Source organism: Kitasatospora sp. NPDC048715 (assembly GCF_043198905.1).
Lineage (GTDB): Bacteria > Actinomycetota > Actinomycetes > Streptomycetales > Streptomycetaceae > Kitasatospora > Kitasatospora lactacystinica.
On the sequence record NZ_JBICVH010000001.1, the window covers coordinates 425,701 to 449,686 of the forward strand.

Here is a 23,986-nt window from a genome sequence, read left to right on the forward strand (position 1 = left end):
GGGAACCCCTTCGGAGCCCCGGCGGCTTCGGGGCCCGCGCTACGCGGCGGGCAGCAGCCGCTCCCGGACGGCGGCGATCCGCTCGGGCGCGACGCCCGCCGCGAGCAGGTAGCCGACCGGGTCGAAGTCGTCGAGCGCGGCCGCCAGGGCGTCCTCGGCGGTGGTCCCGGCCTCGGCGAGCACCGCGTCGATCCGGCGGTACGGGTCCGGCAGGCCCAGCATCCCGTACAGCGGACGGACGTTGGGGCCGCTCATCAGGTAGTCCTCGGCGATCGCGGCCCGGTCGACCCCGGCCAGGGCGAGCAGCAGCAGGACGGCCAGGCCGGTGCGGTCGCGGCCGGCGCCGCAGTGCACGACCACGCCGCCGGGGCGGGCGTCGGCGAGCGCGGAGACCAGCGCGGCGGCGGCGTGCGGGCAGTGGTCCAGGTAGGGGCGGAGCGCGAGCGGGGTGCCGTCCAGCCGTCCGTGGGCCTCCCACCAGGCGGGGCCGGCCAGTTCGTCCAGCGGGACGCGGACCAGCTCGACGTCCTCGGGGAGCGGGAGGAGCGGCTTGTACTCCTCGGCGTTGCGCAGGTCGACCACGGTGCGGACACCGTGGTCGAGGAGGGCGTCCCAGCCCTCGGCGGTGAGGCGGTCCAGGTTGTCCGCCCGGACCATCGCACCGTGGGCGGTGGGCCGGCCGGAGGCGGTGGGGAGGCCGCCCAGGTCGCGGACGTTCAGGCAGCCGTCCCAGACGAGCGTGCGGTCCTCGGTGCTGCTCGGCGCGTGCGTCGTCCGGTACATGGGGGTCCCCGTTTTCCTCGGCGGGGGTCCCGTTACCCCCTCGTTATGAACGACTCCCGGGGGATCCGGATGGTTCCTCGCCGTTCGAGTCCCGGGAACCGGCCGTTCAGGGAAGTGTTCGGGGAGCCGGGTGTTCGGGAAGGCGGCGGGCCGCGTGCTCAGGCGGCGGTCGGGGCCTCGGTCTCGGTGCGGACCAGCCGCTCCATCGGCTCGACCGCGATCTGGCCGAGCATCGAACCGGCCACGATCGCGCCGATCAGGACGACGGTGGACAGCCAGGCCATGGTCGACACCGGCAGGGTGAAGGCGCCGACCACCCGGGCCGCGCACTCGGCCAGCAGCGCGGTGCCCCAGATGCCCGAGAACAGGCGCTCGTGGCGGCGGAAGGCCCGCGCTCCGGCCGCCCGGCCCTCGACCAGCCGCTGCCAGGCGGCCGCGCGCTCCGGCCGGCCCTTGGTGAGGAAGGGCATCAGCATCGGGGTCATCACCGGTCGGCCGACCAGCGCGGAGACCAGGATCGCCAGTGCCACGGTGCCGCTCAGCCCGCCGTCCTTGGCGATCATCAGGCGGGCGTCGCCGGTGACGAAGGTCAGCGCCAGGCCCGCCAGGTTGACGGTCAGCATCAGGGCGGCCCACAGGTTGAGCCTGCGCTCGACCAGCAGGCCGAGGACGGTCCGGGCGGCCGGGAAGGCACTGCTCCAGGCCAGTGCGGCGAACTCGCTCAGGCCGAGGGCCGAGTGCAGCAGGTAGTAGCCGGCCAGCGGGGCGGCCACGTCGAGGGCCAGCGGGCGGAGCCCGGAGACCAGCGGGTTGGGGGCCTTGGCACGGGTGGCGGCGCCGGTGGCGGCGGACGTGGCCGGGGTGGTGCCGGTGAGGGCGACGGTGCTGGTGACGGCGGCGGCACTGACGGTCTGGCTCACGGTGGGTCCTCCCCGGCTGGTGGCCGCGGGCCGCTGCCCGCGTCGTGCCTCCAGTCTTTCCGTCCGACCCTCCGTCAGCGCAGTGCCGTCCGTTGCGTCATCCGCATGACGGTTGTCATGGTGCGCGCCGTGACACCGCCTCCGACCTGCGGATTTCCTACCCCTCGTCGGGGAAGGTCCACAGCGCGCGGCCCAGGGTGTCCAGGCAGCGGACGGTGCCGTAGCGCTCGTCGCCGGCGGACAGGAAGCCCTGCGCGACACCCGCCAGAACGGTCCGGGCGACGCCGTCGCCGCGGGTCCAGGCGCCGGTCAGCACCAGCGCCTCGTCGGCCAGCTCGGCACGCTGCACCCGGGCCACCGCCGCGGTCAGCAGCGCGGCGTTGACCGACTCCAGCTCGGCGGGCAGGAGGTAGGTCTCCCCGGCGGGGGTGCGGTCCGCCTCGGCCCGGCGCCGCAGCTCCGGCAGGCCGTAACGGTGCACGGCGGCGACCGCGTCGTCCAGCGGGAGCTGCCAGCGCGGCCCGGGCAGCACCTCCCACCAGACGTCCTCGCCGACCGGCAGCACCTCGCCGATCCGGGCCCGCCAGGTCTCGACGCCGTACCGGGTGCGCGGGTCGGGCCGGTGGCCGGGGAGGGCCGCGACGCTCCAGTCGGTGCGGCGGACCACGCTGAGCTCGAAGGTGAAGGGCACCCGGTCGGCGGCGGGGCGCTCGACCAGGCCGAGCAGCAGCCAGTGGGTCTCGTCCGGCAGGCTGAAGGTCCGGCGCCACCCGATGAGGCCCAGGGCGCGCAGGGCGGGTGCGAGGTGCTCGCGCAGGCCCTTCGCATGGAGCTCGTGGAGCCCGTGGAGCTCGTGGGCGGTCGTCATCGCGGTCTTTCCCTGCTGGTCGTGGTGCCGGACGGGTGCGCCGGGTGCGGTGTGCCGGGCCCGGCGCCGGTGGTGGTCCCCGTCAGTGCTGGTCCCCAGCGGCACGGCTCAAACCAGGCAGGGTCGTGCGACCGGGGCCCGCACGGGTCGTGCGTGCGCCCTCGGACACGGCGGGGGCGCGGCGGCGGGCCGGGTGCGTCGGCGGACCCTGTGTCGGGGCGGGCCGTCGGCCCGGACTGCTTCGCCTACCGACAACGTAGGCCGGACGGGCCGGTCCGGGCCGTGGGCGAACGACAGCAGTCCTCGGGACCTTGGCCCCGGCCGCGGGCGGTCGTTCGGCCGGAGCCGAAGTGTTCGCCCGAATGGCGCATCATGTGGCGGGTGCAGAGTGCAGAGCGCCCCGGAGCGGGCACCGACGGACCCGTCGGCCGGTCCGGACCAGTCCCACCCGCCGGCCCGCCGCCGGGCCCGGCCCCCGCTCCCCCCGACCTGACCGAGGCGGTCCGGGCCGCGCAGGCCGGGGACGAACAGGCGTTCCGGCTGCTGTTCCGGACCGTCCAGCCGGGCCTGCTGCGCTACCTGCGGGTGCTGGTCGGCGGCCGGCCGGAGGACGCGCAGGACGCCGAGGACATCGCCTCCGAGACCTGGCTGCAGATCGCCCGCGACCTGCGCGGCTTCTCCGGCGACGGGGACGGCTTCCGCGGCTGGGCCGCCACCGTCGCCCGCCACCGCGCCCTCGACCACCTGCGCGCCCGGCGCCGCCGTCCGGTCACCGACCTGCCGTTCGAGCAACTGGTCGAGCTGGCGGCGGGGGACGACACCGCGCGTGCGGCGCTGACCACGGTCGGCACCGCGGACGCGCTGGCCCTGATCTCCCGGCTGCCGCGCGACCAGGCCGAGGCCGTGCTGCTGCGGGTGGTCATGGATCTGGACGCGGAGAGCGCCGCCCGGGTGCTCGGCAAGCGGGCCGGCAGCGTCCGGATGGCCGCCCACCGGGGGCTGCGGCGGCTGGCCAAGCTGGTCGAGCCGCGCGCCTCCGGGGGCGGTATCCCGGCGGCCCGGGCCGGTGCGGCGACGGCCGGGGCCCAGGCCGGACCGGGCGCCGGGGCCGCGGGGAACGCCGCCGGGGCGGCGGCCGGAGTGGGCGGGGGCGAGGCCGTCGGGCGACCCGTGGGGAAACCCGCGAAAAAAAGTTCTCCGCAGGGTGTGACAGAACGCCGGGCCGCGACGCTGAAGGACATGAGATGAGCACCAACCGATCCCGTCGGATCGACCGTGATGCCGCCGAGCAGCTGCTCGGTGGTGCCGTGGGCGGCCCGTCGGCCGGGCAGGACGCCTCGCTCACCGGACCGGACGGCGGTCCCGGGCAACTCGCCCGGGTGCTCGCCGCGGCCGCCGCCCCCGCGACGGCCGGCGAACTGGCCGGGGAGGAGGCCGCCCTGGCCGCGTTCCGGGAGGCGAGTCTCACGCCCCACCCGACAGTGACCCCCGTCCGGAGACGATCGATGGCAACCGCGGTGCTGGCCAGGGCCTTCAGCACGAAGGCCACTGCCGTCGTGCTCGGCACCACCGCGCTGTGCGGTGTCGCCGTCGCCGCCGGCACCGGCAACCTGCCGCCCGCGCTGGGCGGCGGCCCGTCCGCGCCGGAGCACAGGCTCGCCGGCCGGGACGCTGCCACCGGCCCGGCGTCGGGCCCGGCGGTCGTCGGGTCGTCGGCGGGCGTGGCCCCGTTCGGTGCCGTGGCGTCCGGTTCCGCCCGTCCGTCCGGCAGCGCCTCCGCCGGACCGCAGGCGGTCGTCCCGTCCGGCCCCGCGACGCCCGGCACCCCCTCGCCCGAGGGGCGCGGTGGCCGTTCGGCCGTCCCGCCCGCGCTGCTCGGCCTCTGCACCGGCTTCGCCGACCGTACGGCCAAGGGCGACCGCCCGAGCCGACTGGCCGGCGAATCGCTGTACGGCCCGCTGATCGCGGCGGCCGGTGGCGCGGACCGCGTGACGGACTACTGCCGGGCCGCGATCGACGACGAGGACGGCGACCACCAGGGCGCCACCGGCCCGACGCGCGACCCCGGCCGCACCGGCAGCGGCAGCGGGGCGAACGCCGGATCCGGCAAGGGGAACACCGGCGGCGGCCGGACCGACGGAAACGGCAACAGCAACGGAAGCGGCAGCGGAAGCGGGCGCGGCAACGCCAACGGCGGCAGCGACGGCGAGGACACCGGCGGCGCCGGCACCAGACCGGGCAAGTCCGGCGTGACCGCCCCGGCCGTCCCCAACGCGCAGGACGGCCGCCCGGACAAGCCCGACCGGACCGAGAACGAACAGTCGGCCGGGAGGTAGCCCCCAGGACTCCGGGTGGGCGGCGAGCGACTCCCCCCGGGCTCGCCGCCCGCCCGGAACAGCACCACCCGCACCACCCGCAGGAAGCAGTACCACCCGCAGGACCCGCACCACCCGCAGGAAGCAGTACCACCCGAAGACCCCGGGTGGCCGGTCGGCTCCCCCGTGCCCACCGGCCGCCCGGCCGGCCCCGGCCGGACCGGCAGGCGCACCCCCCGGACGCGCCGCCGGCCCGGCCGGCCCGGAAACGTGCGGCCCGCCCGCCCGCAGTCAGGGCGGGCCGCACCCCCGTGCCGGCGGCCGGGGGACCGCTGCCCGGTCCCCCGACCGCCACCCTCCGCCCCTGGTCGGCGCGTTCGGCGGGGCGGCTATCGTGCACAGGTGCACGAGGCGGCCCGGGACCCCGGGCAGGGCACGTGAGGGGAGCTCCAGGTGATCGGACGGGCGCTGAACGGGCGTTACGAACTCGTCGACTTGCTCGGCGTCGGCGGCATGGCCACCGTCTGGCGCGGGACGGACCGGGTGCTGGGCCGTCAGGTGGCCGTCAAGGTCCTCAACGGCGGACTCGCCGACGACCCCCGCTTCGCCGAGCGCTTCAGCCGCGAGGCGCAGCACGCGGCCATGCTGGCGCACCCGAGGATCGTCATGGTCTTCGACTCGGGCGTGGACCAGGGCACCCCGTTCATCGTCATGGAGCTCGTCAACGGCCGTTCGCTGGCCGCCCTGCTGGCGGAGCAGCAGGCGCTGCCGGTGGAGCGCGCCGTGGGCATCGCGGCGGCGGTCTGCGAGGCGCTGTCGGTCGCGCACGCGGCCGGGCTGGTGCACCGGGACATCAAGCCCGGGAACATCATGATCACCGATGACGGCGGGGTGAAGGTCGTCGACTTCGGCATCGCCAGGGCCGGTTCCTCCAGCAACCTGACCCAGACCGCGAGCGTGCTCGGTACGGCCGCCTACCTCTCGCCCGAACAGGCCACCGCCTCGGAACTGGACGGGCGGACGGACCTGTACGCGGTCGGCTGCGTGCTGACCGAGATGCTCACCGGCGCGACCCCGTTCACCGCCGAGACTCCGGTGGCGATCGCCTTCAAGCACGTCAGCGAGCATCCGCTGCCGCCGTCCGTCCGCCGCCCGGGCCTGCCGCCCGCGCTGGACGCGGCGGTGCTGCGGCTGCTGGCCAAGAACCCGGCCGACCGCCCGGCCGACGCGGCCACCGCCCGGGCCGAACTCCTCGGCACCGTACCGGGGCTGATGGTCGCCGACCCGACGGCGGAGCTGCTCGCGAACGCGGGCGGGGCCGCCACCCAGCTGCTGCCGCCGGTGCCGCACTTCCCGGCGCCGAACCAGCAGCACACCACCGTGCTGCCGCCCCAGCCGCCGGCCGCCACCTCGGTGATGGCGCCGATCCCCGCCCCGGCGGCTCCCGCCTACGTCCCGGTCCCGAGGCCCGGGCCCGGGAACCCGCCCTCTCCTGCCCGCAGCCGGCGGAAGCCGCTGGTGTTCGGGGCGCTGGGCGTGGCGGGCCTGGCCGGCGTCACCGCGCTCGCCCTCACCGCCTTCGACGAGCCGGCCGGCAACGCGGCCGCCGCCAAGCCCGCCGCGGCCACCGCCCCGTCCACCGCCCCGTCCACCGCCCCGACCACGACGCCCACCCCGAAGGCCTCCGCGGCGCCCACCAGCAGCTCGGCGGCGCCGTCCGCGCCCCCGGCCCCCACCCAGGCCGTCCCGCGCAACCAGCCCGCGGCGCTGCAGATCCAGGCCTTCCGCCAGGCCGTCGCCCAGGCGCAGGTCGGCAGGGAGCGGGACAAGCAGACCGACCTGTTGAGGATCCTCGACACCACCGCCGCGCGCCTCAACGAGGGCAACCCGGACGACGCCGCGCAGGAGCTCAAGGACGCCCAGAAGGTGGTCAAGGACATGGGCAAGAAGCACGCCATCGACGTCCCGACGTACGCCAACTGGAACGCCCGCCTCTCGGCCCTGTTCGCCACCCTGCACACCGCCGTCGATCTCCAGGACGACTGACGGGCCCGGCCGCCTGCCACCGGCTTCGCGGAGGCGGATTCGTGTCCTTTGCCGCGGGTGAGGGTGTCCGCGGGTGGTGCGTCCCGGTTCGTCCGGCGGTCATTTCCCCCAACGCGCTGCTGTGGCTAGCCTGTTGATCAAGCGCTGGGGAGCGTCCGTCACGGGGGGCGGTTTCGCCTTTTCGTGCAGTTTCGAGAGGATTTCCATGTCTCGCACCAAGATCTTCAAGCGGTCCATCGCCGCGCTCGCCGTGGCCGCCGGCCTCTTCGCCATCGCCGGTACCACGGCCTGGGAGGCGCCCGCGCAGAACACCGCGGCGACGGTCGTCGCGGAGGACATGATCTGGGGCTGATCGGCCCGAGCCGCATCGGCCGTTCCGGAGTGCACAGCACTGTCCACAGCCTGTGGACAGTGCTGTGCACCACCCGCACCGGCCGCGGCGGAGACTCCGCCGACCGCCCGGCGGAAACGTCGGGGCGCACGCCCGTCGGCCCCTTGCGCGGCAAGGGGCCGACGGAAACCCTGGTGGCGCCTACCGGGCGGCGGTGACGGGCTTGCGGGCCCGGGTCAGCAGGGAGACACCCGGCAGGCCCTGGACGGGCAGGTAGCGCTCGGCGGCGATCACCGTGCTGAGCGCGGTGTTGATGAAGGCCGGAACGTCGTCCAGGTCGCTGCCGGTGCTCTTCTTCCGGCGCCAGGCGGCGGCCGGGCGGAGCAGGACGTTCCAGCTGTCCAGGGTCTCCATGGTGAAGCCGCTGCCGACGATCACCTCGCGCAGGGTGTCGCGGGTGTAGCGGCGGACGTGGCCGACCGCGACGTCGTGCGCCGACCAGAGCCTCATGTCGCTCGGCACCGCGATGAGTGCCACTCCGCCGGGGCGCAGCACCCGGTGGATCTCGGCCATCGCCGCGTCGTCCTCCTCGATGTGCTCCAGCACGTCGAAGGCGACCACCAAGTCGATCGCGCCGTCGGCGACCGGGAGCCTGCGGGCGTCGGCCCGCATCACGGTGAGCCCGCGGTCGCGGGCCACCTGGGCGCCCTCCTCCCCGTACTCGATCGCGATCGGCTTCCAGCCGTTCGCCCTCAGCACCCGGGTGTTGCCACCGCCCGCGGCCCCGATGTCCAGCGCGGTGCCCGCCTTGCTGAACTTGGCGAGCTCCCGGCCCAGCAGTATCCGCCGCTCCTTGTACCACCAGTGCCGGTCTTCGAGCTCGGCGAGCTTGCGTACCTCATGACCTTCCACGGACCCTCCCGGACTTCTTCGTCTCCCTGGCCGCCGCGGAACGCGTCGTCCGGCCGAGCGAAAACATGAGAATTTTGTGAGGTCACTTTACGGGTACGGCGTCCTCGCGGATCCGGGCAGCCCGGTTGGCCGGAGCGTGGTGCCGGCCGGGTTCCGGCGCTCGACCCGCTGCCCTCGACGGGGTGGCCGGTGTGGAGCCAACTGTCAAAGAACTAAAGAATTTTGACGGATTGTCGGAAAGGCCTTCCGGCGGGGTGGGCGCAGGGGTGCCGGCGGGGTGGCCGCAGGGGCGCCGGGCGGACGTCCGTTGCCGTCCGCGCCGGCCTCAGTCCTGCCGTCGGATCCGCCGCTCCACGTTCCCCCGGACCGCCCGGGACGCCGTTCCGGCCGCCGCCGCGAGGAACACGAAGTTGTACCCGATCTGCAGCACCACCACGAGGCGCGCCGTCTGCCCGGCCGGGGTGATGTCCCCGTACCCGACCGTCGCCATCGTCACCACGGTGAAGTACAGCGCGTCCAGCCGGGTCTCCAGCCCGGCGAACTCCGACTTGTGCGCGCCCATCACGTAGTACGTCCCCGCGAAGATGGTCAGCGCCAGGAAGATGAGGAAGGCCAGCCAGACCACCGGCCGCTTGGCCGTCCCCCGCATCACCCCGACGATCTTGGCCAGCATCAGCCAGGTCAGCCCGACCAGCGCCCCCGCGAACACCAGCCAGCTCAGCACCGGCCGGCGCTCGCCGAGCCACTCCAGGGGCAGCGTGAAGTACCCGACCATCAGCAGCGTCGACGCGATCAGCAGCCAGAGCCAGGCCCGCAGGTCGGCAGGGGGTGGAGGGTTCTCGGACATCCCGCCCAGCCTCCCCGGGCCCGGTCCCGTCCGCTCGCCCGCCTGGTCCGATCGGGCGAGCCCCCGCGCCGTCGCCGTACCGGCCGCCGGCCGCCGCAGTCGCGGCCGCTCCGTTTCGGCCGTTCTCCGGAGGTCTTCGCGCCCCGCCGGCCCCGGAGGTCCCCGTGCCCCGGAGGGCCCCGCGCCCCGGAAGGCCCCGCGCCCCGGAAGGCCGCCCCTCAGGCCGAGGCCCCGGCTCCGTCCCCGGGCCGTCCCGCCCGGTCCTGCCCCGGCGCGTCCAGCAGCTCCAGCACCGCCAGGACGGCGAGCAGCCCGAGCGCCAGACAGAGCGTCACCAGCACCGTCGGATGGCTCCACAGCACGAAGGCCAGCGCCGTGAGGGCGACCGCCAGCCAGCCCAGCGGGGCCTTCCAGCGGTGGACGAACCGGCCGACCGGCCCGAGTCGCAGTCCGGCCCGTGCGGCCACCCGCCGCACCGCGCCCAGCCCGGCGCGCCAGCCGCCCCGGACGGTGCGCGCCCACCGTCCGGGGCCGATCACCCAGGCGCCGAGGGCGACCAGCAGGCCGAGGGTGACCACCACCCGGACGGCCGAGCGCAGGTACCGCACCAGGGTGTCGTACACCGCCCGGGCGGCCGCCTGGTCGACATCGGCCGGGAGCCGGTCCAGGTAGACGGCCCGGAACGCGCTCAGCCCGATGCCCAGCAGCAGCGCCCCGCCCGCCATGCCGAGGGCCGTCGCCACCACCGCCCGGCGGCGCCGGGTCGCGAGCAGCACACCGCCGAGCGCGCAGGCCCCGGCCAGCACCGGCACCCAGAAGCCGGCCAGGTCCAGGACCCGCAGGGTGGTGCGGACCTCGGGGAGGGCGTCGGACCGCACCAGCGGGTAGGAGGTGTGGATCTCCGGGATCCGGGAGGCCAGCGGGAGCCCCTGCTCCACCAGCGCGGACTTCACCCGGGCGATCACCGGGGCGAGGTCGAGCACCACGGTGTCGTCGTGCACCTCGACGGCGCCGCCGCCCTGCCCGGTCACCATCTTCTCGACCGCGGCGTGGGCGTCCCGGTTGACGTCCGTCCAGAGGGTGACGAAGGCGTCGCTGTTCACGAGCCGTTCGACCTGGGCGTGGACGAGGCTGCCGAGCCCGTCGTCCAGGGCCTGGCCGATGCCGCCCAGCAGGGCGCCGAGCTTGGGCCGGTCGTCCGGGGCGAGGCCGTCGAGCAGCGAGTCGAGCGGGAGCTTCTTCATGATCTCTGCGGTCACCCGGTCGGTGACGGCCGCCTTGATCCTGGGGTCCTCGGCCAGCGGGGCCATCGTCGCGAGGTAGCGGTCGGTGTCGCTGATCTCGGACCGTGCCCAGAGCGCGAGGGCGCCGAGCGGGGTGAGCGCGCAGGCCAGCACGATCAGGAGGGCGGCGAGGAAGGAGCGGACCCGGTGCCGGGGCGGTGGGCGGTCCGCCGGGAGTGCGGTCGGCCCGGCGGCCAACTGTTCGGCGAGCCGTGCCTCCTGGGCCTCGACGGCGCTCAGCCGCGCCCGCAGCTCCTCCAGTTCGTCGCCGGGCCCGCCCTCGGGCCCGGCGCCGGATTCGTCGGTCGGCATGCCGGGCTCCGTTCCTCCGGTGGGTGCATACCAGGAGACAACGGATCAGATCGGACGGCCAGTCGGGAGGGGCGGTGGCCGGAGCGGTCCCGGAACGCTTCAGGACGGCCCCGGAACGCGGAAAGCCCCTGGTGGTTCACCAGGGGCTTTCCGGAGGAAGGGGCGGACTCAGGCGGTCGTCTCGGGCCGCTTGGTCTCGGTGGCCTTGGTCACGTTGGTCGGCGTGACGGCCGGGCGGTCGGCGCTCTGCTGGGGAGCGGTGGCGCCCTGCTGGGGAGCGGCGGTGCTCTGCGCGGTGCCGGCCGCGGCGTCCGCCGGGGTGTCGTCCTCGCGCATGGCCTTCGTCTCGGCCTTCAGGATGCGCATGGACTTGCCCAGGCCACGGGCCATCTCGGGCAGCTTCTTCGATCCGAACAGCAGGATTACGACCGCCAGCACCACGAGAATGTGCCAGGGCTCAAGACCGTTCCGCAGCATCCCTGGCCACCGGTCCCTTCTTGTCAGGAGTCATGGCGGGCGCTTGCGCCCGTGCTGGCCAGTATGCCTGTACCTGACGGCGAACGGATACACCAGCCGGGAAACGCTGGCCAAAAACCAGGTGCCGTTCGAGCGGATCGCGAGCGCGGCGGCACCGGCCCGGCCGGACACGGGTGCCGAAGCTCACACCCGGCCGACCGCGTCGGGGCGTTCAGTGGACGAACGGCACCAGGCGCTTCGTCGCCCGGCGGTACTGCGCGTACTCGCTCCCGAAGGCGTCCAGCAGCAGCCGCTCCTCGGCGGAGATCCGCCAGCCGTACGCGGCGAGCAGCAGGGCCGCGACCACCAGGGCGGCCGCCCAGCTGCCGGTGCCGACCGCGTAGCCGACCCAGACCAGCAGGCTGCCGGCGTACCCGGGGTGCCGGATCAGCCGGTACGGGCCGGTGCGGACCAGGCGCTGGGTGTCCACGGTGCGCAGGGTGCGGGTGTAGTAGCGGCCCAGGGTGCGCATGCCCCAGGCCCGCAGCGCCAGCCCGGCGACCGCCAGGGCCACCCCGAACCAGGCGGCCCAGGAGGGCAGTTCGCCGATCCCGGCGCGCTCGAACAGCACCACGACCAGGACCGACAGGACGTAGCAGCCGAGCAGCAGCCGGGTGGACCCGCGGTCGCGGCGGTCGGCGTGCCAGGTGCCGGCGGCGGTGTCCTCGCGCCGGCGCAGCAGCAGCTCGTAGGCGACCCAGCAGAGGACGCCGAGGAGGGAGAGGAGGGCGGGCAGGGACATGAGGGGCTCCCGGCGGTCGATCCGAGGTGTGCTTCCACGGTCCTCCCGGCGGGCGGCCGGCACACGCGCCCGGGGGTGGACCCGGCGCGGTCCACCCCCGGGTGGAGGCGCGGCGCGGGGCCGCTCGGGCGATCGGCGCGACCGCTGCGCGGGGGTGGGAGGGCGGCGCCCGGGAGGCCGGCTCCCTGGACGGCGGAGAGCCCCCGCCCGGGATGGGCGGGGGCTCTCGATGACTCGCGTGGATCGGGCCGGACGGGTCGGACGGGTCAGACGGCGGCGGGCTCCGGAGCGGGTTCCGGGGCGGTGGCGGGGGCGGCGGCCGGGAGGTGCCGCATCAGGCGGTAGGCCAGGACGGCGGCGCCCAGGGCGAAGACCAGGCCGACCACGGCCGCGACGTGCAGGCCGTCGGTGAAGGCGGTGCGGGTGGTCTCCAGCAGGTCGGCGCCGAGTCGGCCGGGCAGGTGGGCGGCGACGGTGACCGCTCCGCCGAGGGTGTCCTGGGCGCTCCGGGCGGCCTCGCCGTCGACGCCGGCCGGGAGGGCGCCGTCCAGCCGGTGGCGGTAGACCGCGGCGCCGGCCGCGCCGAGCAGGGCGATGCCGAGCGAGCTGCCGAGCTCGACGGCGGTCTCGGAGGTGGCGGAGGCGGCGCCGGCCTGCTCGACCGGGGCGGCGGAGACGACCATCTCGGCGGTCATCGTCATGGTGCCGACCGTCCCGGCGGCCAGCACCCCGGCCGCGGTGAGGATGAGCGCCAGCGGGGAGTGCGGGCCGACCAGGGTCATCATCGCGAAGCCCGCCGAGCCGACCAGGAAGCCGCCGCCCATCAGCACCGCCGGGCGGACCTTCCCGGCCAGCGCCGAGCTGGTCCCGACCGCGGCGCCGACGCCCAGGCTCGGCACCAGCGACCAGAGCGAGGCGGTCAGCGGGCTCATGCCCTTGACCAGCTGGAGGTACTGCGAGGTGAAGAGGGAGAAGCCCATCATCGCGAACATCGCGATGCTGTTGACGCTGATCGCGCCGCTGAAGGTGCGGATCCGGAACAGGCTCAGGTCGAGCAGCGGGTTCGCGGCGGTGCGCTGGCGCCACAGGAAGGCACCGGCCAGCAGCAGTCCGGCGGAGACGGCCAGCCCGGGCAGCAGGCTCCAGCCCTCGACGGCGATCGTCTTGACGCCGTAGACCAGCGGCAGGATCGCGGTCAGCGAGAGCACGGCGCCGAGCAGGTCGAAGCGGCCGGTGCGGCCGGTGGAGCGGTACTCGGGGAGCAGGACGGGCGCGGCCAGCAGCACCAGGGCCATCACCGGGACGGCGAGCAGGAAGGCCGAGCCCCACCAGAAGTGCTCCAGCAGGAGCCCGCCGGCGACCGGGCCGAGGGTGGCCCCGGCGGTGAGGATGCCGCCCCAGGCGCCGAGCGCGACCTGCCGCTGCTTGGGGTCGTGGAACATGTTGCGGATCAGCGCGAGGGTCGAGGGCATCACGGTGGCCCCGGCGGCGCCGAGCAGCGCACGCGCCGCGATCAGCTGGTCGGCGTCGTGCGACCAGGCGGCCAGCAGCGAGGCGCCCGCGAAGCCGGCGGCGCCGATCATCAGCAGTCGGCGGCGGCCGATCCGGTCGCCCAGCGCACCCATCGTGATGAGCAGTCCGGCCAGCAGGAACGAGTACATGTCCATGATCCACAGCTGCTGGGTGCCGCTCGGCGCCAGCGTGGTGGAGATGTACGGGACGGCGAAGAAGAGCACGCCCATGTCCATGGTGAGGACGAGGGTCGGGAGCAGGAGGACGGCCAGGCCGATCCATTCGCGACGGCCTGCGCGGCCGGTGGTTGCGGTCATGGGGAAGACGGTACGGATGACTCAGACGCTTGTCTAGTACATATGTGCAAGTCGCTCGTGCAAGACGGACGAGCGAGTAAGACGTACGACCGAGTGAGACGAATGTGCGAGACATTCGTCCATGGCTTCCGTAGGATCAGGGCATGGGAAACCGCGAAGACCTGATGGGCGGCGCCAAGCGCTGCCTGTACGAGAAGGGCTACGGCCGCACCACCGCCCGCGACATCGCGACCGCCTCCGGCGTCAGCCTGGCCGCGATCGGCTACCACTTCGGCTCGAAGGAGGCGCTGCTCAACGCGGCGATGATCGAGGCGATCGGAGAGATGGGGGAGGCCCTGGGCGCGGTGGTGATCGCCGCCAACCAGGTGTCGGACGACCCGGAGGTGCGCTTCGCGGCCGTCTGGGACGGCCTGCGGGACGTCTTCGTCGAGCACCGCGGGCTCTGGGCGGCCCAGTTCGAGGCGCTCGCCCAGGCGGGGCACGCCCCCGACCTGGCGGACGCCTTCGCGGCGGCGCAGAAGGAGGGCCGGCTCGGACTGGCCGCGGTGTTCCAGGGGCTGCCCGAGGTGCCGGACACCGCGGAGGAGGTCGCCCGCGGGTCCTTCTACCAGACGCTGCTGGCCGGCTACTGCGCCCAGTGGCTGGCCGCGCCCGAGCTCGCGCCCGGCGGGCAGGACTTCCTGCGGGGACTGCGGCTGGTCAGCGACAGCGTGTTCGCCCCCGTGGAGCACTGACCCGCTACCGAGCTCTCGCCCGCTGCGGAGTCCCCGCCCGCCGCGGAGTCCTCTCCCTCCACGGAGCCCTCGCCCGCTACGCGGTGACGGCGGTCAGCAGCACCACCGAGTCGACGTGCGCCAGCAGCCCGTGCCGCTCCTGCGGGACGGGCTCCAGGTGGCCGGCCGGCAGTTCCAGCCGCCGGCCGGCGATGGTCAGCGAGACCCGGCCGCGCAGCACCTGGACGCTGCCCGCGGCGGGCGGGTTGTGCTCGTCCAGCGTGGTGCCCGCGGTCAGCGCGATCACGGTCTGCCGCAGGATCCCGTCGTGCAGGACCAGGTGGGCGCTGCGCCCGTGCGGGCTCTCCGCCGCCCGGGCGGCGTGCTCCACGGCGAGCTGTTCGAGATCGGGCACCGCGCCTCCTCCTGGCTCCGGGCGCACTCCGTGAGCCCAGGGTCGCGGACGCCCGGGCGCCCCGCACCCGGAAGTGCCGCGGCCGGGCGGTCCGAGGTGCAGGCTCCGCCGACTGCCCGCATCGTGGAGGCATGGCGACCAACGACAGAGTCATTTCCGGGTTCCAGGTCAACCGCCCGCTGCTGACCGGCGGCGTGGCGCTCACCGCGATCGGCACGCTGCTCAGCGCGACCGGGACGGTGGTGGTGTGCGCGGCGCTGATCGCGGCCGGCCGCAGCTGGGTGCGCGGTCTGGACACCCCGCCGACCGCGCTCGCCCAGCGGGCCCTGCGGGAGGCGAAGGTGGCGTCCAACGCGGGCTGGGAGGCCTGGCGCGCCGAGCACAGCTCACCGAACTGAGCCCGCCCGCCGGGCCGGCGAACAGCGGGGCGGGCCGCCGCGGAACGGCGGCCCGCCGTGCCGTCGGACCCGAACGGCCCTACAGGCCGAGCGACTTGGCGATGATGCTGCGCATGACCTCGCTGGTGCCGCCGTAGATCCGGAACACCCGGTTGTCGGTGTAGAGCCGGGCGATCGGGTACTCCAGGATGTAGCCGTAACCGCCGTGCAACTGGAGGCACTTGTCGATCACCGTGGAGGCCGACTCGGTGCAGAACAGCTTCGCCGCGGCCGCGTCCGCGACGGTCAGCTCTCCGTGCTGGTACAGCTCCAGCGCCCGGTCCACCATCGACTGCTGCGCCACCACCTGGGACTCGCAGTCGGCCAGGGTGAACTTGGTGTTCTGGAACTCGGCCACCGCCTTGCCGAACACCTTGCGCTCCTTGACGTACTGGACCGCGAACCGCACCGCCGCCGCGGCCGCCGCGTACGCGCCGACGGCGATCGCCAGCCGCTCCTGCACCAGGTTGTGGGTCAGGTAGGAGAAGGCCCTGCCCTCCTCGCCGAGCAGGTTCTCCACCGGCACCCGGACGTCGCTGAACGCCAGCTCGGCGGTGTCCGAGGTGCGCAGGCCGATCTTCTGGAGCTTGCGGCCGACGGTGTAGCCCGCGGAGGCGGTGTCCACGCAGAGGATGGACAGCCCGGCCCGGCGGTTCTCCGGGTCGTACGGGGCGGTGCGGCAGACCACCAGGACGAGATCGGCCAGCACGCCGCCGGTGATGAAGGTCTTGGCGCCGTTCAGGACGTAGTGGGTGCCGTCCTCGGAGAGCCGCGCGGTGGTGGAGATGCCCGCGAGGTCGGAGCCGGCGCCCGGCTCGGTCATCGCGATCGCGGTCATGATGTCGCCGGAGACGAAACCGGGGAGCCAGCGCCGCTTCTGCTCCTCGTTCGCGTACTCCAGCAGGTACGGCAGCACCAGGCCGGTGTGCACGCCGGAGGAGCCGAAGCTCACGCCCGCCCGGGCGGTCTCCTCGGCGATCACCGCCTGGTACTTGAAGCCGCTCTCGCCCGCGCCGCCGTACTCCTCCGGCACCTCGATGCCGTAGACGCCGAGCTCGCCGAGCTGCCGGTAGAAGTCGCGCGGCGGGTGACCGTCGGCCTCCCAGCTCTCGTAGACCGGGACGACCTCGTTGGCGATGAAGTCCCGGATGGTCTCCCGGAAGGCCTCGTGGTCCTCGTTGAACACGGTGCGGCGCACGGCGGCGCTCCCTTCGACGGCGCCGGCCGGGGCTGCCGGCCGGGGCGGAACCTGCCTGGTGGTGGCTCCACAAGTTAATCCGGGGTAGCTTCGGCTGTCCAGAGTCGGCCGGGCGCGAAAAGCCGGTGGGGAGCACGGTCGGCGGGGTGCGAAGTGAATCCTTGCTAGCCTTCCGCCGACGCCGGTCACGGTCCCGTTCCAGCGGCCGGCGCCGTGCCGGACCAGTGCCGGGCCGGTGCGGGACCAGTGCCGGGCCGGTGCCCGGCCGAAGGGGAGGGAGGCTCGCCATGGTGGTCCGACGGCCGCCCGGGCGGCGCGCCCAGATCCTGGCCGTGGCCGCCGACCGCTTCCACCGCAGCGGCTACCACCAGGTCTCGATGACCGAGGTCGCCGCCGGTGTCGGCATCACCGCGCCCGCGCTCTACCGGCACTTCCGCGGCAAGCCCGAACTGCTGGACCGGGCCGTCCGGTTGGGCCTGGACGCGCTCGCCGAAGGCCTGCGCCCGGCCCGCACCACCGCCGACCTCGGCGCCGCGCTGGCCGCCGTCGCGGTCGGCCACCGCCCGCTCGGCACCCTGGTGCAGCGCGACGCCCGGCTGCTGCCGCCGGCCCGGCGGGCGGCGCTGCGCCGTGAACTGCGCGCCGACGTCGCCCTGATGGTCGCGGTGCTGCGCGTGGAACGGCCGGAACTCGCTGCCGGGGACGCCGAGTTGCTCTGCTGGTCGGCGCTCTCGGCCTGCGCCGGGCTGTCCTACCAGTCGGCGGCTCCGCAGCCCCGACGGGCCGAGGCGCTGCTGCGCGGGATGGTCGCGGCCGTCCTGGCGGTCCCCCTGGGCGGTACGGCCGCGGGGCCCTGCGCCGGGCCGGTGCCGGTGGTGCCGGAGTCCGCCTCCGGGCCGGTGCCGGCGGCGCCGGAGCCCAGGCCGCGGGCGCGCCGGGAGGAGCTGCTCGCGGCGGCCGTCCGGCTGTTCCACCAGCGCGGCTTCGACAACGTCAGCACCGACCAACTCGGCGCCGCCGTCGGCATATCCGGTCCCAGCGTGTACCGGCACTTCGACAGCAAGGCCGAGCTGCTCGCCGCCTCGCTGGTGCGCAGCCGCGAGCGGCTCTGGCACGAGGTGGACGGCGCGATCACGGCCGCCGCCGGGCCCGGGGCGGCGCTGGAGGCCGGGCTGGGCGCGTACGTCGGCTTCGCGCTGCGCAACGGGGACTACCTGGGCGCCATGCTGAGCGAGACGGAGCGGCTGGCCCCGCCCGACCGCCGGGCCGCGGTGGACTTCCGGCGGGACTTCCTGCGCACCTGGGTCGGCCTGCTGCGCCAGGTGCACCCCGGGCTCGACCCGGCGGCCGCCCGGATCCGGGTGCACGCACTGTTCGCGCTGGTCAACGACGGGGTGCGGAACCGTCCGCACAGCACCAGGCCGGACCTCGGGGACTGCCTGCTGCGGCTCGGCCGGGCGGTGCTGGGGACGTCCGGGGGAGGGGCGCTCTAGCGGTTGCCCCCGGTGGCCCCGGTGGCCCCGGTGGCCCGGGAGTTCCCGCCGGTGCCCCGGGAGTTCCCGCCGCTGCCCTGGGGGGTGCCGGTGTTCCCGCTGTTGTTCTGGGTGCCGCTGACGCTTCCGCCGTTGCCCGTCACCGCGAGGTTGTTGTTCTGGTTGCCCGCACCCGAACCGGTGGCCGTCTGCTGGGTGTTGACCACGTTTCCGTGGACGTCGCCGATGATGTTGCCGGAGCCCGCGTCGCTCACCACGCTGCCGGTGGAGTGGTCGGCCGCGCCGGCGCCGTCGTCGGCGTGTGCGGTGGCGGCGCCGACGCCGACGAGGAGGAACGCCCCGAGGGCGGTGGCGGCGGCTGCGCGAATACGGGACACGCTGGTCTCCCTGGCGAGAAGTGCGGACTGTGGCGCCGTCCGGGGTGGCCGCTCCGGGGCGCCGTGGCCCGCGGGGCCGGGCGGCTCGCCGTACGTACGTCGCCGGTTCAGCATTCACCAGTGCGGTGGACGAACTCCACCGAACGGGTGGCAATTCCCCCGATGGGGGAGGATCGGTCAATTCGAAGTTGACGGTATTCCGTCATTCCGTCAGGAGGGTGCCGAAGAAGAAAGAAATGGTCGCCAGATAGTCGCACTGGCACACTGGGGACCCATGTCTGATGGTGCCCCGCCCGAGCCCACCCCCGCCGAGGAGCTGCGCACGACCGAGGTCGATCTCGGCGGCCTGGTGAACGTCCTCGCCACCCACCTCTACTCCACCCCGCTGGTCGCCCTGCGCGAACTCGTCCAGAACGCGCACGACTCGCACACCCGCCGGCTCCTGGAGGACCCGGACGGCGACCACCGCCCGCTGATCCGGGTGCGCGCCGACGCCGCCCGGCGGACCGTCGCCATCGAGGACACCGGCGCCGGCCTCACCGAACCCGAGATCCACTCCTACCTGGCCACCGTCGGCACCGGCTACACCCGGATGCTGCGCGAACTGACCGGCAACCAGGAGCTGATCGGCGCCTTCGGCCTGGGCTTCCTCTCCGCCTTCTCGGTCGCCGACGAGGTCACCGTCACCACCACCTCGCACCGCGAACCGCACCTCGGCCACCGCTACCGCAGCCGCGGCGGCGAGCAGTACCGGGTCGAGCCGGTGCCCGCCCGGCCCCGCCCGGGCACGGTGGTCGAGCTGACCCTCAAGGCCGAGCACGCCCACCTCGCCGACGAGGACGTGCTGCGCGACGTGCTCACCCGCTACTGCGTGCTGCTGCCGGTCCCGGTCCACCTCGGGGACGACGAGCAGCCGGTCAACTCCGTCGAGGTGCCCTGGCGCCACCCCTCCGACGGCGACCAGTACGCCGCCCGGATGCGCTTCGCCGCCGCCTTCGGCCGCCGCTTCGAGCCGCTCACCGCGTTCCCGGTCCACCCGGTCGAGGACGTCACCGACGCGGTCGGCCTGCTCTGGGTCCAGGACGGCGGCACCTACGGCAGCAGCGACAACCGCGACCTCGCCGTCTACCTGCGCGGCATGCTGCTCGCCGAGGACGCCCGCGACCTGCTGCCCCGCTGGGCCGGGTTCATCGGCGGCGTGGTCGAGTCCAACCGGCTCACCCCCACCGCCAGCCGCGAGGACCTCCAGCGCGACGAGCACTACCACGCGCTGCGCAAGGCCCTCACCGACGCCATCGTGGACGGCCTCTACGAGACCGCCCGGCTGCGGCCCGCCGCGTGGCGCCGCATCCTCGCCCGGCACGGCAACGACCTGCTCGGTGCCGCGCTCTGCGACGACCGGCTGTTCACCCTGCTCGCCGACGACGTCCCGGTGCCCACCTCGCAGGGCGACCTCACGGCCGGCGCGCTGCGCGCGGCCGGAGGCGGCGCGGTGCACGTCGCGCTCGGCAGCGGCGGCGGCTTCGAGGAGATGCTGTACCGGGCGATGCGGGTGCCGATCGCCCGCGGAGACCGCTACGCCGTCCTGCCGTTCCTGCGCCGCTACGCCCAGCTGCGCGGCTGCCGGGTGGTCGAGCTGGGCAGCGAGCAGGGCGACCGCGAGCTGTTCCGCGACCCGGAGCGCCCGCTGCCGGAGCACGAGTCGGCCTGGCTGGCCGGCGCCCTCGCCGACCCGGGCGAGCAGCTCGTCCCGGCCCGCTTCGACCCGCCCGGCCTGCCGCTGGTGCTGGTGCCGGACCGCGAGGCCGAGCTGAAGGCCCGGATCGAGGACGACCGGGCGGACGCCCGGATACCCTCGGCCGCCCTGCGGCTGGCCCGCGCCTTCACGGCCCGCACCGACGGCGAGGTCCGGGCCCGGCTCTACCTCAACCTGGCCAGCCCGGCGGTCCGGGACCTGCTGGCGGCCTACCGCGGCGGGCACACCGGCAGCGCGACCGCCGCCGGGCTGCTCCGCTCGATCAAGGTGATCATGGCCGCGGCCTCGTCCGGACCGTCCGAGGGCGACCTCACCGCCGCGCTGGCCGGCATCGGCACCGCGGTCTCCGCCCTGACCGCCGCCGTCCCGGCCGGTCTGCCGGAGGTCCCGGACAGCCCCGGCGCGCTCTCGGAGGAGCGGTGACGGACGGATTGTCAGTGGGGTGCGGTAGACACCTCATCAGCACGACGCAGGGGGAGCAGGCATGACCACCGACATCTGGGCCTGGGTGCGCGACACCCACCGGCAGCTGGCCGAGGCCGGCCACCACCGGCTGGCCGACGCCATCGTCGAGCTGCCCGAGCACGCCACCGAGGGGCGGAACGAGCAGCTCGACGCGCTCTACCCGGAGGCCGTGGCCGCCGCCCGGGCGCTCGGCCTGCCCTGGGTCGAGGTCTACCTGCGGCACTGGCGGATGCAGAACCTGCTGAACAAGCGCCAGCAGGGCGAGGCGGTGCTGCCCGAGGCGGTCGACCTGCTGGACTTCGCGCACCGGGAGGAGACGGCGAACTGCCCGCAGTCCGTCTGCGTGGTGCAGGACTTCGCGATCTGCCACGCCCGGGTCGACGGGCCGGGGTACGTGGCCGAGCGGCTCGCCGTGGTCGGCGAGACGCTGGACCGGATCGAGCCCGACCGGGCCTGCTACGACTGCCTGTCCCGCGAGTACTCCGACGCCCTGGAGGACGACGGCCGGGCGGCCGAGGCGCTGGACCACCTGGACTCCGCGGCCAACCGGATGCGGGCGGCCGGCCAGCCGGTCTCGCTCCGCTTCCACCAGGCCCGGGCCGGCACCCTGCACCTGCTGGGCCGGCACGAGGAGGTGCTGGAGCTGCTGGAGACGGCCGAGCGGGCCGAGCAGACGCAGGGGCGCCGGCTGGACGAGCGCGACCAGCGCTGGGGCGCCCTGCTGCGGGCCCGCGCGCTCGCCTCGCTCGGCCGCACCGAGGAGGCGCTCGCCCTGCTGCCCGAGCGGGCCGAGGCCGAACGGCACGCCGACCTGCGCACCGCCTGGACGCAGACGGTCGAGCTGCTGGTCGCGGCCGGGGCCCGGGAGAACGACGCCGAACTGGGCGCCGTCCTGGCCGGCTGGGTCGGCTACCTGGACGGCGTCGGCGCGCACCGCCCGTGCGTGGACCTGCTGCTGGCGGCGGGGCGGCTCGCGCTCGCCCGCGGTGCCCGTACGGTGGCGCTCACCCTCGCCGTGACCGGGGAGCGCAAGCTCACCCGGCTGCGGCGCACCGACGGCGTGTCGGAGCAGGTCGCTGCGCTGCGCGCGGCCGCCGAGGCACTGCCGGAGCCCGAGCTGCCCGTCCCGCCGGGCGAGCTGACGGCGCACCTGGCCGAGGTCCGGGTGCCCTACGAGACCGGCGCCGACCTGCTCTCCGTCGCCCTGGACCGGTACCGGGGTGAGCAGGCCGGCGCCACCGGACTGGCGGTGCTCCTGGCCACCGTGCTGGGCGGCCTCGGCCACGCCCGTGCCGCGGCCGACCTGCTGTGGCGGTACCTGGAGGACGACCCGGCGGACCGCGAGCTGACCGGCGCGCTCGGCGAGATGCTGATCGAGGCCCGGGACGCCGAGGGCATCCGCCGCCTCGCCGACCGGGTGGCCGTCTCCGCCCCGGCCGACGGGCACTGGATACGCGCCCGCTGGGCCGCCGCCGAGGGCCGCTGGACCGAGGCGCTGGAGCAGTGCCGGGCGATCCTGGTGCTGGACGACGAGGTGATCAACACCCGTCGCCTCGCCGCCCACGCCGCCACCGAGCTGGGCGACCACGCCACCGCGCAGCGGATGTACCTGGAACTGCTGGAGCGCGCGGCGCCGGCCGCGGACACCTCCGAGGACAGCGCCGAGGACTCCGCCGAGGACTCCGCCGAGGAGGACGGCCACCGGGCGGTCCGGGAGCCGGACCTGTGGCACCTGATCACCGCGGCCACCGCCAACCGGGACTGGGCGGTGGTCCGCTCCACCGGCGCGCTGCTCGACATCGAGTTCGACGAGCCCGAGGGCCCGGTGGACGAGGAGTGGCAGCTGGTCACCGTCCGGGCCACCCGCACCAACGGCGCGACGTCCGACCTGCCCGCCCTGCGGACCGGCCCGGCCACCGCCCGCATCCTGCCCGTGCTCGGGGACGACCTGACGCTCAACCACGGCGACGTGGTGGTCTTCGCCCCGGCCCTGCTGGAGCGCCCGCCCGCCGAGGACGCCCCCGAGGAGGAGCGGCAGCGCTGGCGCCCGGTGTTCGAGTTGCTCACCCTGCTCGACCCGGCCGGGTACACCACCTACTGGATCGACGGCGGCTGGCCCGGCGACGAGCAGTGGTCGGCCCTGCGGGACGAGCTGCACGGGGCGGGGTACGCGGTCTGGGTGTACAGCGGGGAGCAGTACCGGATCACCGACCCGGCGGACGGCGGCGACACCCTGCCCGGTGTCTACGCGGCCCTCGGCGTCCCGCCGACCGCCTCGGCCGCCGAGGCCGACGCCCTGCTGCTGCGGCTGACCGACGGCTGGGCCCACCCGCTCGCCTGGGCGGAGCTGGCCAAGGCGGCCGGCGCGGCCCCCGCCCGGCACGAGGAGATCGTCGAGCGCTACGGGCTCTGACCGTCCTCGACCGCGCGGCCCCGGCGGGCCGGCCCTTCCCGGGCCCCCACCGGGGCCGCGCGCGTTCCCGGCCGTGCCGCGCGCTCCGCGCCCGGCCGTGTGCGGGCCGGCCCGGGAACCTTTCCGCCTCCAGCCGAGTCTTTGTCAATGCTTTACTGTTTCATTGCCAAGACTCGACCTCCCGGAGTGCCCGCACCGTGACCAGCCTCGCCCTCGGCCCGTCCTGGCTCGATCCGACCACCCTGATCTCCACCTTCGGCCTGATCGGCATCCTGGCCATCGTCTTCGCCGAGTCCGGTCTGCTGATCGGCTTCTTCCTGCCGGGTGACTCGCTGCTGTTCACCACCGGCCTGCTGGTGGCCGGCGGCACCTACCTGCACCAGCCGCTCTGGCTGGTCTGCGCGCTGATCGTGGTCGCCGCGGTGGCCGGGGACCAGGTCGGCTACCTCTTCGGCCGCAAGGTCGGCCCGAGCCTCTTCCGCCGTCCCGACTCCCGGGTCTTCAAGCAGGAGAACGTCGAGAAGGCCGCCGCCTTCTTCGACCGGCACGGCCCCAAGGCGATCGTGCTGGCCCGCTTCGTGCCGATCGTGCGCACCTTCACCCCGATCGTCGCCGGGGTGAGCAGGATGAACTACCGCGGCTTCGTGGTGTTCAACCTGGTCGGTGGCGTGCTGTGGGGCGGCGGCGTCACCGTGCTCGGCTACTTCCTGGGGCAGATCCCGTTCGTCCGGGACAACATCGAGGCCATCCTGGTCGGCATCGTGCTGGTCTCGGTGATCCCGGTGGCGATCGAGCTGCTGCGGGCGCGCCGCTCCGGCGCGGCGTCCGCCACCCGCCACCGCGCCGGGTAGGCGTCCGCCGCTCCGGCCACCGCGCCGGGTAGGCGTCCGCCGCTCCGGCCACGGGACGCCGCGTACATGTGCGTCCGGCTGTTCGATCAGGCAAGGTGTAACCCGAGATCGAGCGGTGGCCGGAGGCCGCCAGGGGTGGCGAGGAGCGGAAGTGCCTAAGCGGG

At 75.0% G+C, this 23,986-nt stretch carries 22 protein-coding genes; 10 read left to right on the forward strand and 12 right to left on the reverse strand.

Going from position 1 to position 23,986, the window contains the following annotated elements; all coding sequences use genetic code 11:
- Positions 1-39: 39 nt before the first annotated feature.
- The 3 genes from ACGFSC_RS01955 to ACGFSC_RS01965 form a co-directional block, all read right to left on the reverse strand.
- Positions 40-783: a tyrosine-protein phosphatase gene (locus ACGFSC_RS01955; RefSeq protein ID WP_359902117.1), complete on the reverse strand. Its 744-nt coding sequence runs from the start codon at positions 781-783 to the stop codon at positions 40-42.
- 158 nt (positions 784-941) lie between these two features.
- Positions 942-1,703 (reverse strand): VC0807 family protein, encoded by a 762-nt coding sequence (locus ACGFSC_RS01960; protein WP_359902120.1) that lies wholly within the window; start codon positions 1,701-1,703, stop codon positions 942-944.
- 157 nt (positions 1,704-1,860) lie between these two features.
- Complete coding sequence (locus ACGFSC_RS01965) at positions 1,861-2,571, reverse strand: hypothetical protein (RefSeq protein WP_359902123.1); 711 nt, start codon at positions 2,569-2,571, stop codon at positions 1,861-1,863.
- Positions 2,572-2,943: 372 nt separating this feature from the next.
- Between ACGFSC_RS01965 and ACGFSC_RS01970 the strand changes: the two genes are divergently transcribed.
- The 4 genes from ACGFSC_RS01970 (at position 2,944) to ACGFSC_RS01985 (ending at position 7,284) form a co-directional block, all read left to right on the forward strand.
- Positions 2,944-3,819: an RNA polymerase sigma factor gene (locus ACGFSC_RS01970; protein WP_380352419.1), complete on the forward strand. Its 876-nt coding sequence runs from the start codon at positions 2,944-2,946 to the stop codon at positions 3,817-3,819.
- Complete coding sequence (locus ACGFSC_RS01975) at positions 3,816-4,907, forward strand: hypothetical protein (RefSeq protein WP_359902124.1); 1,092 nt, start codon at positions 3,816-3,818, stop codon at positions 4,905-4,907. The genes ACGFSC_RS01970 and ACGFSC_RS01975 overlap by 4 nt, the downstream gene beginning before the upstream one ends.
- 432 nt (positions 4,908-5,339) lie before the next feature.
- Positions 5,340-6,932: a protein kinase gene (locus ACGFSC_RS01980; RefSeq protein ID WP_359902127.1), complete on the forward strand. Its 1,593-nt coding sequence runs from the start codon at positions 5,340-5,342 to the stop codon at positions 6,930-6,932.
- 205 nt (positions 6,933-7,137) lie between these two features.
- Positions 7,138-7,284, forward strand: coding sequence for a hypothetical protein (locus tag ACGFSC_RS01985; RefSeq protein ID WP_359902129.1), 147 nt, complete (start codon positions 7,138-7,140; stop codon positions 7,282-7,284).
- 180 nt (positions 7,285-7,464) lie between these two features.
- On the opposite strand, the gene ACGFSC_RS01990 is transcribed toward ACGFSC_RS01985, so the two are convergent.
- From ACGFSC_RS01990 to ACGFSC_RS02015, 6 genes are all read right to left on the reverse strand, one after another.
- Positions 7,465-8,175, reverse strand: a complete 711-nt coding sequence (locus ACGFSC_RS01990) for a class I SAM-dependent methyltransferase (RefSeq protein WP_359910346.1) — start codon at positions 8,173-8,175, stop codon at positions 7,465-7,467.
- A gap of 325 nt (positions 8,176-8,500) precedes the next feature.
- Positions 8,501-9,022, reverse strand: coding sequence for an ion channel (locus ACGFSC_RS01995; protein ID WP_359910349.1), 522 nt, complete (start codon positions 9,020-9,022; stop codon positions 8,501-8,503).
- Positions 9,023-9,240: 218 nt separating this feature from the next.
- Complete coding sequence (locus tag ACGFSC_RS02000; RefSeq protein ID WP_359910352.1) at positions 9,241-10,617, reverse strand: hypothetical protein; 1,377 nt, start codon at positions 10,615-10,617, stop codon at positions 9,241-9,243.
- Between the two features lie 168 nt (positions 10,618-10,785).
- The gene (gene tatA, locus ACGFSC_RS02005) at positions 10,786-11,094 is read right to left on the reverse strand and encodes a Sec-independent protein translocase subunit TatA (RefSeq protein ID WP_359910355.1); all 309 of its coding nucleotides are present in this window, start codon (positions 11,092-11,094) and stop codon (positions 10,786-10,788) included.
- A gap of 211 nt (positions 11,095-11,305) precedes the next feature.
- Complete coding sequence (locus ACGFSC_RS02010; RefSeq protein WP_359910358.1) at positions 11,306-11,875, reverse strand: isoprenylcysteine carboxylmethyltransferase family protein; 570 nt, start codon at positions 11,873-11,875, stop codon at positions 11,306-11,308.
- Positions 11,876-12,141: 266 nt separating this feature from the next.
- Positions 12,142-13,704, reverse strand: coding sequence for an MFS transporter (locus ACGFSC_RS02015; RefSeq protein WP_359910361.1), 1,563 nt, complete (start codon positions 13,702-13,704; stop codon positions 12,142-12,144).
- 143 nt (positions 13,705-13,847) lie between these two features.
- Between ACGFSC_RS02015 and ACGFSC_RS02020 the strand changes: the two genes are divergently transcribed.
- Positions 13,848-14,438 (forward strand): TetR/AcrR family transcriptional regulator, encoded by a 591-nt coding sequence (locus tag ACGFSC_RS02020; RefSeq protein ID WP_359910364.1) that lies wholly within the window; start codon positions 13,848-13,850, stop codon positions 14,436-14,438.
- A 76-nt stretch (positions 14,439-14,514) separates the two neighbouring features.
- On the opposite strand, the gene ACGFSC_RS02025 is transcribed toward ACGFSC_RS02020, so the two are convergent.
- Complete coding sequence (locus tag ACGFSC_RS02025; protein ID WP_359910367.1) at positions 14,515-14,832, reverse strand: cupin; 318 nt, start codon at positions 14,830-14,832, stop codon at positions 14,515-14,517.
- Between the two features lie 131 nt (positions 14,833-14,963).
- On the opposite strand from ACGFSC_RS02025, the gene ACGFSC_RS02030 reads away from it, so the two are divergent.
- On the forward strand, positions 14,964-15,230 hold the full coding sequence (locus ACGFSC_RS02030; RefSeq protein ID WP_359910370.1) for a hypothetical protein: 267 nt from the start codon (positions 14,964-14,966) through the stop codon (positions 15,228-15,230).
- 79 nt (positions 15,231-15,309) lie between these two features.
- Here ACGFSC_RS02030 and ACGFSC_RS02035 read toward each other — a convergent pair whose 3' ends face one another.
- Positions 15,310-16,467, reverse strand: coding sequence for an acyl-CoA dehydrogenase family protein (locus ACGFSC_RS02035; protein ID WP_359910373.1), 1,158 nt, complete (start codon positions 16,465-16,467; stop codon positions 15,310-15,312).
- Positions 16,468-16,754: 287 nt separating this feature from the next.
- Here ACGFSC_RS02035 and ACGFSC_RS02040 point away from each other — a divergent pair, with 287 nt between their 5' ends.
- Positions 16,755-17,960 (forward strand): TetR/AcrR family transcriptional regulator, encoded by a 1,206-nt coding sequence (locus ACGFSC_RS02040; RefSeq protein ID WP_359910376.1) that lies wholly within the window; start codon positions 16,755-16,757, stop codon positions 17,958-17,960.
- Here ACGFSC_RS02040 and ACGFSC_RS02045 read toward each other — a convergent pair.
- Complete coding sequence (locus tag ACGFSC_RS02045) at positions 17,957-18,337, reverse strand: hypothetical protein (protein ID WP_359910379.1); 381 nt, start codon at positions 18,335-18,337, stop codon at positions 17,957-17,959. The genes ACGFSC_RS02040 and ACGFSC_RS02045 overlap by 4 nt on opposite strands.
- 274 nt (positions 18,338-18,611) lie before the next feature.
- Here ACGFSC_RS02045 and ACGFSC_RS02050 point away from each other — a divergent pair, with 274 nt between their 5' ends.
- The 3 genes from ACGFSC_RS02050 to ACGFSC_RS02060 all read left to right on the forward strand — a co-directional run bounded on the left by ACGFSC_RS02050 (position 18,612) and on the right by ACGFSC_RS02060 (position 23,822).
- The gene (locus tag ACGFSC_RS02050) at positions 18,612-20,516 is read left to right on the forward strand and encodes an ATP-binding protein (RefSeq protein ID WP_359910382.1); all 1,905 of its coding nucleotides are present in this window, start codon (positions 18,612-18,614) and stop codon (positions 20,514-20,516) included.
- A gap of 61 nt (positions 20,517-20,577) precedes the next feature.
- Positions 20,578-22,971, forward strand: a complete 2,394-nt coding sequence (locus ACGFSC_RS02055; RefSeq protein ID WP_359910384.1) for a hypothetical protein — start codon at positions 20,578-20,580, stop codon at positions 22,969-22,971.
- Positions 22,972-23,168: 197 nt separating this feature from the next.
- Positions 23,169-23,822, forward strand: coding sequence for a VTT domain-containing protein (locus tag ACGFSC_RS02060; RefSeq protein WP_359910387.1), 654 nt, complete (start codon positions 23,169-23,171; stop codon positions 23,820-23,822).
- The last annotated feature ends 164 nt before the right edge of the window (positions 23,823-23,986 follow it).